Source organism: Clostridium sp. BNL1100, from assembly GCF_000244875.1.
Lineage (GTDB): Bacteria > Bacillota > Clostridia > Acetivibrionales > DSM-1351 > Ruminiclostridium.
This window is the reverse complement of sequence record NC_016791.1, coordinates 1,538,443-1,550,367: the sequence shown is the minus strand read 5'-3', so window position 1 is coordinate 1,550,367 and position 11,925 is coordinate 1,538,443. Positions and strand designations below refer to the sequence as shown.

General features: G+C 34.4%; 8 protein-coding genes. 2 read left to right on the top strand and 6 right to left on the bottom strand.

Annotated features, from left to right (window positions below; all coding sequences use genetic code 11):
- Position 1: 1 nt before the first annotated feature.
- A complete protein-coding gene (locus tag CLO1100_RS06390) occupies positions 2 to 1,000 on the bottom strand; it encodes an alpha/beta hydrolase (protein WP_014312935.1) in 999 nt (332 codons plus the stop codon).
- 385 nt (positions 1,001 to 1,385) lie between these two features.
- Between CLO1100_RS06390 and CLO1100_RS06385 the strand changes: the two genes are divergently transcribed.
- Positions 1,386 to 2,015 (top strand): hypothetical protein, encoded by a 630-nt coding sequence (locus CLO1100_RS06385; RefSeq protein ID WP_014312934.1) that lies wholly within the window; start codon positions 1,386 to 1,388, stop codon positions 2,013 to 2,015.
- A 454-nt stretch (positions 2,016 to 2,469) separates the two neighbouring features.
- Here CLO1100_RS06385 and CLO1100_RS06380 read toward each other — a convergent pair whose 3' ends face one another.
- The 4 genes from CLO1100_RS06380 to CLO1100_RS06365 form a co-directional block, all read right to left on the bottom strand.
- Positions 2,470 to 2,991, bottom strand: a complete 522-nt coding sequence (locus CLO1100_RS06380; RefSeq protein WP_014312933.1) for a GyrI-like domain-containing protein — start codon at positions 2,989 to 2,991, stop codon at positions 2,470 to 2,472.
- A 189-nt stretch (positions 2,992 to 3,180) separates the two neighbouring features.
- Entirely contained in the window at positions 3,181 to 3,585 is a 405-nt protein-coding gene (locus CLO1100_RS06375; RefSeq protein WP_014312932.1) for a hypothetical protein, read from the bottom strand.
- Between the two features lie 188 nt (positions 3,586 to 3,773).
- On the bottom strand, positions 3,774 to 4,403 hold the full coding sequence (locus CLO1100_RS06370) for a hypothetical protein (RefSeq protein WP_014312931.1): 630 nt from the start codon (positions 4,401 to 4,403) through the stop codon (positions 3,774 to 3,776).
- A gap of 290 nt (positions 4,404 to 4,693) precedes the next feature.
- Positions 4,694 to 5,005, bottom strand: coding sequence for a hypothetical protein (locus tag CLO1100_RS06365; RefSeq protein WP_014312930.1), 312 nt, complete (start codon positions 5,003 to 5,005; stop codon positions 4,694 to 4,696).
- A gap of 482 nt (positions 5,006 to 5,487) precedes the next feature.
- Here CLO1100_RS06365 and CLO1100_RS06360 point away from each other — a divergent pair, with 482 nt between their 5' ends.
- Entirely contained in the window at positions 5,488 to 5,844 is a 357-nt protein-coding gene (locus CLO1100_RS06360) for a hypothetical protein (RefSeq protein ID WP_014312928.1), read from the top strand.
- A gap of 241 nt (positions 5,845 to 6,085) precedes the next feature.
- On the opposite strand, the gene CLO1100_RS06355 is transcribed toward CLO1100_RS06360, so the two are convergent.
- Complete coding sequence (locus CLO1100_RS06355) at positions 6,086 to 11,920, bottom strand: non-ribosomal peptide synthetase (RefSeq protein WP_014312927.1); 5,835 nt, start codon at positions 11,918 to 11,920, stop codon at positions 6,086 to 6,088.
- Between the last annotated feature and the right edge of the window lie 5 nt (positions 11,921 to 11,925).

The window sequence follows — 11,925 nt, the reverse complement described above, 5'->3', positions numbered from 1 at the left end:
ATTACTTAACAAACTTATCAATAAATAAAAATACAGACTGCATATATCGTTCTTTTTCATCCCAAAATGAAAGTAAATGTTCAGAATTTTCGAATGTAATTAACTGTTTATCAGAATGTGAAAGACCATTATACAGTTCTTCTCCCATATAATAAGGGCATTTGTTGTCCTGCTTACTGTGCATAATAAGAGTTGGTATATTGTTTAAGCACATTTGCTCCGTAATGCTTATATCAGAATATCTGTAACCATATATTAATTTACAGAAACTGCTACCGAGATTGGTCAACGCAGTAGCGGGAAGAGGAACTTGCGATTGTGAAATCTCCCAATATATTTCTTCATACATTCCACTAAACGCACTATCAATTACTGCAAAATCTAAATACTTGCTTGCATGTTCTGTTCCTGAATAAAAGGCAATCGTTGCTGCTCCCATAGATTGCCCTAAAGCACCCATTGTTGCTCCTTTTGATTTTTGGTATGTAAAATCAACCACTTCTTGTAAGTCCTGACTTTCATATAAGCCAAAAGTTACTGTTTTAGCAGTATTCTGACCATGTGCCCGCTGGTCATACAGCACAACATTCCAACCTTTTTCTAAAAATACTTCTGCAATGGGATACATTGCTTCATGATTTGATTCGTGCCAGTGGACAAGGATGATAGTTTTGTTTTCATATTTTTCATTTGCGCAAATATATGTAACCGGAATTGTATGTCCAAAAACTGAAGTCAGTTCATAATTATTGATTTTTGATGCCCAATTTTTATTAAATTCTGAAAGGGAGTATCCTGTATCTGTAAAATATAACTCAACAATTTCATTTGTGTGCTTTTCAGACATTTTTGCAGGTATATAAGCTAGTAAGAATCCACATATGCATACTAATACTAAAAGGATTCCTAAGATAAAAATCCAAATTTTTATAGACTTCTTTTTAATTTTAATATGAACAGCTCCCCTCGATGGAAACACTATAAACGAAGTTAATTCCATTAAAACAAATATATGTACTACCTTCCTATTTTACTATTACGTTAAAAGTAAAACAAGTTCAATCGCTATATCAGGCTTATACGAAACAACACACGCAAGCAAAAACTGCATACTTTTGCAAATCTGCAGCCCATTGATATATATTTTTTATCACATCTTTGGGATATGCGAGAATAATCGATATTCCTAACTGATATGTCGGCATATTAAAGGACTCTGCAAGCACAATGTGAATCTACAATGTTATGAGGGTTGATACCTTTGAGGGGAACAGGTGTCAGAATTAGGAAATTTTTTGGTGTTGTGGATTTACAGGGTGTGGGGCCTGTGGTATCATAGGACTTGGGTTTAGGTTAGCAGTATTTATATTATCGGAGGCATCCGCATGAATAATATTATAATGGGGAAAACGGGAGCTGTGATAACAGGGCTGGCGGTTTTATCTTTTGCTGTTTCTATGGTTTTTGGATTATTTTTCAACACGATATTTCTAAGCTGTCTTTCCAGCATTTTTATAGCGGTTGGTTTTATACCGTTTATGGTTTCATTATTCTCAAAAAGCAAAAATAATGATAAGAAAGCTGTTGGATTGACCGGAATCGCATTCGCCGCTGTGTATGCTGTAATTATTTTCTTGGTTTATTACGCAGAGTGTACCACCATAAGAATGAATCCATTGTTAAGTGATGAAGCATTATCAATAATAAGCTATGGGCATATTGGCAGTCTGTTTTTCAACTATGACTTACTTGGCTATGGATTCATGGGATTATCGACATTTTTAATTGCGTTTACAATAGAGCCAAAAAGTAAAGGCGATAAAGTTCTTCGGGGATTGCTATGGGGACATGGTGTATTCTTTTTGTCTTGCCTTTTTGTACCTATGTTTCCTGTTTTCACCGCAGGGACAAGTAATGTTCCGGGAACCATTTTGCTGGAAATATGGTGTGCATATTTTATCCCCATCTGCATTTTAGGGTATAGATATTTCCACAAAGAACAAAGTTCAAAATAGGCATATTGCATAAAGATTAGGATAATGAACAATAAGCACTGTATACTGGAAAATAGTATGCAGCCTCACTTATTATATTTTCTTATGGCTAATATAAGCATTAATAAAAAAGAGAATACACGTAATACCATTTAGAATTGGTACCATAATAAATTTACTGCTTTCTAATGACAAAAAAGTAGATATCAAAAAACAAAACCCAGAAATTATCCATAGATTTCTGGACAGTTTAGCATTCTTCATAAAATCCCACTCCCATTTATTTTTGTTGTACACCAAACTTATATGTAGTACTTTCTGTTTTATAATATAACACTATAAAATGGAATATTTATCGTTAAATCAGGCTTATATGAAATACAAGCAGAATACGAGCATTAGTTCTTCATATATTATTCATATGCAATACCCGTTATTCTACTTCATAGAAATATTGTAAAACAATGTACACTAATTAGTTATCATTAACGGGAATATAATAATCAAGTGTTATATCGCCATTTTCATCAGGTGTAGTATATCGAGGACAATTATACAACTCCATGCACCATTTCATTTTGTCACACTTATACCCATTTTCTTTAATGGCTTGCTCAGTAAGAGAATGAGCAGAAGAGCAAACATCAGCTGTGTTTGTACCTTTAATCCATCCAATTGCAACATCTGTTTCTTCTATATCTTTATAGTAGTAGCCTTCTGGAACAGATACTCCATCTTTCATTAACATACCAACGATATATGAAAAGTCTCCATCCTCATTATCCCAGTCAATCATTACACCTACGTATGCACTGTCATAGATAAAATCGGTTTGTTTTTCAAGTAGTAGAAAAATTTCGTCAGTGAAACATTTATCCCAAAAAGCGGGAATCCGATTATCACCTTTCATATGTGCTTCCATATTATAACGTAGTTCTTTTCCCACTAGTTTTATACTTGGCAATTTTTTAACTTCGAATTTAATAAGTTCGCTCATTTTTCTTTCCTCCCAAATGAAATAGTCACCTCAAACATATCCTGATTCCTCTATTTTATACTAAAATTTTATAAAAAGGAATAATAATCATACTATCAGGCTATTGTGAAATAAATAAGCAAGATTGTGAGCAAATAAATACTGCATATTGTTATGGAATATGCAGTACACAAAATTTCAACATCTGAATTACATGCCAATAAACATATTTCTGCTAAATGTACTCCAATTTTCTCCTCTAAAACCAGTCATTCCCTCCAGATTAACAAAACAAGGGAGCACTGTATACATGATACCAGACATTGCATTAACCCTAAATGTCATGATGTATCTCATCCTCGAATTGTCAGCAGGTGTTATTCCTGCCATATCGGGGCGTATTGCATTATTTGCCGTTAGAGCTTCTTTCATACCTACGCTCGCTATACCAACAGTACCCATATTACTTCTAATCCAATAATTCGAAACATTTGTTGCTGAATCTAAATCAGTCCGTTGATCATACGTCATTAAAATTCGGTTGGATGCAATTTGTCTAGCCTCCACTATAATAGGATGAGGAATCCCCTGTCGCTCTGTATCATAATTAAACATTTTCAACCTCCACATGTCTACAAATAGTAAATGTCTTATTACAAACTATGTGTGTTCACTTATTTATGTGAACCATCCTTTTTTCTTAATATCAGGTTATTGCTAAATATTTAAGCAAGCAAAAACTGCATACTTTTGAAAATATGCAGCCCATTTAAGTTAATATATATAAACATTGTGCAACAATCTTAAACCAATTTGAAATATGAAGAAATGGTTTCTACATTTTTTATTATTTCACAATCATTTCCTATTTCAATTACACTTAACCCAAGCCTTTTTGCATCATTAATAATATATCTGCCCATTGCTAAATCATAATTTATATAATTTTCCAATGCCTGTTCTGGTTTTGAGCATTCTCTTATTCTTTCATACAATTCCTTCCTTTCCATTTGATGCCTTTTGTAAAATAATTCATCGGCTACTATCCATATAGCATGGTCAATATCAGAAATTTCATTGTTTATAAGTTCAGGAAGCAAGCCTACACCTTCTACAAGAATAGGTTTACCATCAGAAAACTTATTCAAATCTTCTAAAATCATTTTAAATTCTTCTTTGAATAAACCAATTGTCCATTTCAAATATTCCTCAGCTTTCATACTAAGAATATCATTCCAACTAATTTTAATTACTCGGTTTAGATTTGGATGCTCTTGAGCATTTGATTTTTCGATATGTTTAGCCAAATATTCATCACAGTGATATACAATGAATCCATATTTCTCTGAAAGGATATTTGAAATTGTTGTCTTTCCAGCACAAGTTGAACCCCCAAGCCAATAAATTATGGATGTATTATTATCTGCTTTCATATTTCTCCATTCTTCAATAAAAATTGTTGTTGTAGTCTATTATTAGTACATAACTACTAACTGGTACGGTACTTTTTATTATACATATTAAATCCATAAAATGGAATATCATCCTTAAAATGCAACATCCTGTAAAACAAGAGTGTTCCAATTTTTATACTTTTTACAACAATAAATGAACCGATGGATAACTATCGGTTCATTTATTATACTACTTATTATTCTTTACATTGCTATTTAATAGATAAAGCGGATTAATTGGTATTTTACCTTTAACTTCTGTTTATGTATTAGGGTAAGGCTACAAGATATCTGAAATCTTGTCCATCTAAGTCCTGTTGCATAGCGTCCACAGGTCCTTCAAGGGCAACATATATAGTATACTCATGTCCTGCAACAGTCTGGAATGCTACAGTTGCTCCTTTAGAAACAAGTACGTGTTGTTCAAATACATTTTTGTCAGCTGTTAAATCGTAGCAAGCTACAAAAAGTCCTGCATCAGGAACATGCGCTAAACCTGCACTTCTGCCAACTCGTAAAGTTTTTGTTTTTGTGATATTGCACTGATATAAATAATAATCTCCATCGTAGACATTTGTCATTGATCCATAGGTTGGATATACTGTAGAACCCACTTGATATATTATTGTTGCATCTTCAGGGAATCATTAGGTTCCGTCTCCCAAATTTGTCCATTAATTTTTGTTACTGGTGAATAGGCAAAAGCAGAACAGCTAAATACAGATATAATTGTTAAGATTAAAACAAAGCTTATCAAACTTTTTTTCATAAATGTACGCTCCTTTTAAAATTTTTCGAGTTAATATATTATGTATTTGGTCGTTTTATGAACCGCCCTAATTCGTAGTATTATTTACTACCTCCTTGACTTTTACAAATTATCCACTTTTATCCATCTGATTATAATTATACACATTACTTTCAATAATTTAAACCTTTTTTGAATATTTTTTCGATTATTTTACGATATCATCCTTTTATGAAATAAATTGATATCTGACATCTAAATAGTGTATATTGATATAGTATAACGTGGTACGACACAATTTAGCGGGGGACTATTATGTTAAAAAAGAATAACAGAACTATGTTTTTTACATTGCTAATACCGTTGTATTTTGTAATTTTAATATGTCTTTTTGGAATAAGTGTAGGCGGAGTTGAGTGGATACTAGCGTTGGAATGTTCACTATTATTATTTTTAGCTGCGTGGAGTTTAAGCAGAAATAACAATTTAATAATAAATCTGGCAGGATTTATTATATATGCTATTATGGGAGGCAATTTAATATATTCTACTTTGACAAATACTAATCATATAGGCCCATGGACTTTAAATATTTACATAGGAGCAGCACTTATATTGTTTGGATTATTGGCATTTGCCTATGCAACTGCAAGATTTGTTAAGGGAAGGTAATTATTAACCTTTTTTACTTTTGTAATTTGCTATATTTTAATTGATCAATTGCTGACCGATTTTCTATTGAGTTTTTTGATGCATCGAGAATTCTTAATCGTGGCAAACAATCATATAGCTGAGAGATCAGTTATATGATTGTTTGCAATATACAGTTCTTCAAGATTTGTAATCAATTATTCGAAAACCCTTGTCTGAATTCATTTTAAACTTCGTATTTTCACGTTATCCTAAAACATACTTACATTCTCAGTTGTACACATATGTCGGAAAGAATCCGCTTCTCCATATCCTTTACTTGTTTTAATAAATCAATTATCTGTATCACGGCCTCCTTATCAGGCAAGAGATTATAGTCATCCCTTCCGGTAAAGGTATATTTTAAGAATAACCTTCTTGCGGAATCAACCAGTTCAATAACTTCAAGGTACTCTTTTATAAGTTCCTCAAGCCTTACAGATGCGTTACATTTCGATGCTGCATACTGCAATCTTTTATATATGGATTTTTTATGCTCATGCAAGAGATGAATTGCTCTATAATCTACAGTAACCTTGCCTTCCGTTAGATTATGTAAATGTAGTATGATTTCGTCGTATATATCAATCCCAAATTTCAAACGATCTCTATCCAATACATACTTGTCAAATTTATGTGTAAAGACAACATGCAAGTCTTCTTTTGAGTTTACATATTCTTCTAAAGTTGATGTAAACCGTTCAACACTGTATGGGTAATCTGTCAAAAAATCCTTTACTTTCAACAACTCTACAGCATTTGTTTCAGCCCATGGTGCAGCATTTTTATAGTGCAATTTTCCACTTTCATACGCTTCTTTGAACAAATCATAATCAAAGCTAAGATATGTAAATATCTGCTCTGCGTTAAATCCTATAGCCTTCAGCTCCCTAGTTGAATTGTCGTAACCATATACAATAGAATGATGGACGTAGTGCAGCTTTTTATAGAATCTTTTCTGTGGAATATAGTATTCATCCACATGTATGATAACATAGTAGCCCAGGTTTATTTTATCAATTACATAGTCTACGATATCCGGTATCCCCTTAAGAAGTTCATAGCCCATATATACTTCCTGAATCACCTCGTTGTATGGTGCCCTAACTTCAAGGAAATCCAGATACAGCATACCCCTTGGCTGAAACTCCGTAAATAGCTTTATAAAGTGTTCGTTATACCAAGGAATTAGTCTTTCGTCTGCCAATATTACACATATGGGTAATGAATGGCAAAGGTATGTTGTTATTTCATTTTGAAGGACTATTTTTAATTCCTTTTTGCCGGGTTCGTTAATCTGATAGAGTTTTTGATTTTTTACCTCAAATGATTCATTAAGCTTGTTTTTACAATGTTTAAGTATTTCCAACAGCGATTTCTCAAAATGCTCTGCCGTCTCTCTGGCGGTATCATTGTCTATATATTTTTCGTTATAGCCCACTATAAACCTTAGCTTACCATCTGCTACCATTCCATTAAAATCCATTAAATAATCGTGGGTATTATTTTCATTAATACTCACCCCATATTCTTCGTTGCACCGTCCCAGCAATCCGTCCTCTTCACTTTCAGCATTATCAAATTGTCCCAAATAATTAAAGGAAATTTCAGGCTTTATTGTCTTCAATTTATCATTTTTGTTTAAATATCTCGAAAGTCCGTAATTAATACCTTTTGACGGTATTTTTCTAAGGTTTTGACTGACTCCTTTAATTGTATTTTCAATACTGTTTTGTCTTTCAAGATAAACAGGATATATACTTGTAAACCAACCTATTGTTCTGGACAGATTTATCCCTTCAATTATTTCATCACGTCCGTACCCTTCCAACATCAGAAAGATTCTGTCCATATCAAAAACTTTGACCAGAGAAAGCACCAGAGCAGACAGAAGAATATCGTTAACCTCAGTACCATAAGCTTTATTGGCTTCGGTAAGAAGTCCTTTAGTATGTTCAGTTCCAAGCTCAAATGAAAGCTTCCTGTGGTCTCTGAAATAGTTATCCTCTACCTTTTTATTTGTAAATGAACTCGTTTCCAAATTACTCATGTTTAACCAGTAATCAATATCCAGGGATTTCTCATTTGCGTAACTTTCAAGCTTTTTGCTCCATTCTTTAAAAGAAGTAGTCTTTAATGGAAGTTTCTCTTTAAGCTGTGATTTAAACAGATTCTCCATATCTTCCAGCAGAATTCTCCAGGATACTCCGTCTATTACAAGGTGGTGAACAGCAATTAACAGTCTGCGTCCATTATCACCTAATTCAAAAACACATGCCTTTATCAACAGGTCGTTCTGTAAATCAAGACCTGACTGTATTTTTTCACTTATTTCTTTTATACTATCTTTTTGTGTTTCATAGTCTTGTTGGGATAAATCAATTACTTCAAGATTAAAAGCTGCTTCTTCAGTACCTGTGTTAATCTGAATTATCTCTTTATCTGAAAAATCATATCTGATTCTTAATGCATCGTGATGTTCAATTATCACTCTGAATATGGTTTCTAATTGCTTAAGGCTTACATTTTTATTCAGAGAAAATAGATTCGCCTGATTCCAATGTTGTATAGAGCCTCTGTCTGTTTCAAAGAACCACTGTTGAATAGGGGTAAGAGGTATTTCGCCTATTATTTCTTCCTGTGAAATTGAATTCTTCTTTTTTGTGTAATCAACGTTGCTCAAAATATCAATGATAGTTTTATATTTCAGTACATCAGAAACTGAAATGTTTATACCCAATTTTTCTGCTGAAGATGTAACCTGAATAGCTTTTATGGAATCTCCCCCAAAGTCGAAAAAGTCATCATTTATACCGACTTTTTCAACTTTAAGTACCTCCTGGTATATCTGAGCCAGATTTTTTTCAGCATCATTTCTTGGTGCTTCATATTCTACTCCGGTATTTATATTTAAAGACGGCTCAGGCAGCCCTTTTCTGTCCAGTTTTCCATTAGGTGTCAAAGGCAGTTTTGGGATTTTTACAAAGAATGAAGGTACCATATATGAGGGCAATTCCCTTAAAAGGTATTCTCTTAGCTCAGATACAGTCAATTCCTTGTCCGAAACATAATAGGCACAGATGTAATTATTGTCTTCATCGTCTTTTCTTACGATAACCGCTGCATCTTTTATATCCTTGTGCTTGAGTAAGTTGCTTTCAATTTCACCAAGTTCAATCCTGTATCCTCTGACCTTTACCTGAAAGTCCTTTCTGCCCATAAACTCCATATTTCCGTCTTCAAACCACCTTGCAGTGTCTCCGGTTTTATACATTCTTCCCCCCATTTCCTTGTTAAAAGGGTCTGGAATGAATTTATCATTTGTAAGTTTTTCATCGTTCATATATCTGTTTGCAAGACATTCGCCACCTATATATAAATCCCCGGTAACACCTATTGGACAAGGTTGTAAGTCTGAATCAAGAATATAGTATAATGCATTCTGAATAGGCTTTCCGTATGGTATACTAGCCCATTGAGGGTCAACCTCACCAATCGGATAGTAGTTAGACCAGACAGTAGCCTCTGTGGCACCTCCAAGACTTACGACCTCCGTACCCGGAAATGCATTTCTTACATTGTCCGGCAATGTCACAGGTATCCAATCACCGCTTTGGAATACCAGTCTCAAAGTATCCGTACTGTTTGACGGCTTTACTTTGTTGAAATACGGTACAAGTTGCTGCAAAGCGGCAGGAGCTGAATCCCAAAAGGTTATTGGTTCTTCTCTTAGAATATCAACAAGCCTCGCCGGGTCTCTCAGCTCGTTTCTTGAAGCTACACGTATGGACCCTCCCGAAGCCAAAATTCCAAAAATATCGTAAACTGACAGGTCAAAGCACAGGGATGTCACAAATAATATTCTGTCATGAGAGCCGACATCGAAGGTTCTGTTAACCCATTCAATCAGGTTTATAACTGGTTTATGGCGAACCGCAACCCCTTTGGGAACCCCTGTAGAACCTGACGTATATATGACATATGCCATGTCTTCGGATTTTATATCGAGACAAAGATTTTCTCCCGAATACCTGTTAATGTCCATAAGTGTCCAGTCACTTCTTTTTAATTCCGTATCATTTACCTGTGCTTGGACTTCTAAAGCTGTATTGAATACAACATCATATCTGTAGTCCAATTCGTTGTTAAATTTATTATTTCTATGCAGTACTCTTACTTCATTTACTTGAATACTGTTTTTCTTTATTTCATTAAAGAACTGCTCGTCTACATACAGTTCTCCGTCTGTATCTGTTTTTGTCCTGACACCCTCTTGTCCGGCGTTTTTACTTTTGAACTCTTCCAAAGAATTTCTGAACTCATCTTTTTTTCTTGTATCCATTACATCTGCCACAATAAGAGTTCCTCCGGGATTCAGTGACTTTAATGCCTTTTCAATTACCTTTTTCAGGTAAATAAACCCCGGGAAGAACTGGACTACACTGGATATGATTACAACGTCAAAAGTATCCTCTATCAACGTTTCCAGCTCGTGAGCAAAGCCATCTACCAGTTTAATATTGGTAAATCCTCCTGCTTTGATATTTTCCTCATTTCGTTTTTGTGTGAGTTCTGAAGGGTCAATCCCGGTATACTCTTTCACAAGTGGGGCAATTGAAAACATGATAGAACCTGAACCACAGCCAATTTCCAGCACTTTTTTATCTTTACCCAGATAGGGCGCTGCAAGAGAAGCAACGTGGTTTTTGTATTTATCCACTTCTTCTTTTGAAAACGGGTTTCCGGTATAACTGCTGACAAAACCACCTGCTGAAACGTCATCTACAGATTTTTCAGTAATATGATCCCATAGTTGTCTTACGGATGTTTTATCAATCTCCTCCATAGGAAGTTCTTTATCATCCACATCCATATAAACTATATCTGTCAGTTGGGGCAGTTCCCACTGCATTTCAATAATAGTTCTGCTCTGTGGTTGCTGTGTAATAACACAGTGAATTTTAAGGTCAGAAAGTATTTTTTGAGTACGCATTCTTGGAAAAGCAGGTTCAAAAGGAACATAAATTCCACCTGATTTTAATATTCCCATTACTGCAATTACCATCTCCAAAGAACGCTCCATTAATACACCTACAAAGACTCCGGTTTTGACACCCCTGTCTCTGAGTAATGCTGCAAGCCGGTTGGCCTGCATGTTCAGTTCTTTATATGTCATTTCGCTGTCACCGAATACCACTGCTGTATTATCCGGTGTCTTTTCAACCTGTTCTTCAAACAGGTCATGCATGGTTCTGTTACCGTTATAACTTTCAAGGGTATTGTTGAAGTCGTACAAGATTCTAGTTATTTCACTATTTGAAAGAATCTCCACCTTAGACAGCAAAATATCAGGTTTTGCTGTAACTGAGGTGATAATATTAATCAGGTGTCTCAGCACACTTTCAACAAATTCATTTTTATAAATCGCCTCATTATAGTGTAAATCTATCCTTATTGCCTCTTCACTTCTACTGAAATAAAACAGGGTATCCGGCTCCATGCCTTCAATGCAGCTTTTATCATGTATATTCTCATACAATACAATCGTTTTAAACAGAGATGATGTATCCTCAGGCTTTGCACTCAAAAGTTCTGCAATAATTTCCATAGGAAGATTTTTATTCTCGTCTGCCTTAATAATATCTCCCTTTACTCTTATTAAAAGCTCCTTGAAAGTTTCCTTACTGTTTATTTTAACTTTTAAGGGAAGTATATTAAGTGGATTGGCAGTATCTTCTTTTTTAAATTCAGGCATACCCAGGGTGATGTCTTTACCACCGGTGTATTTGTAAAAAAGATAGCTTACACAGGACATGAGTACCATATATATTGCGTAATCCGAACCGCCACTAATGGAAATCAACTTTTCCAATGTCTCATTTTGGATATTAATGCTCTTGCACGCCTTTTTAGCCTGCTCCTTTTTAATGCAGGAAAAGCTTGCAGGCAAACCGCTTGTTTCCTCATGTCCATAAAGTCTTTCAGTCCAATATTTTTTTTCTTCTTCGTACTCACCCGCAGACATTATTATGTTTCTTGAATAGCTGTCAAGACTCATTTTTA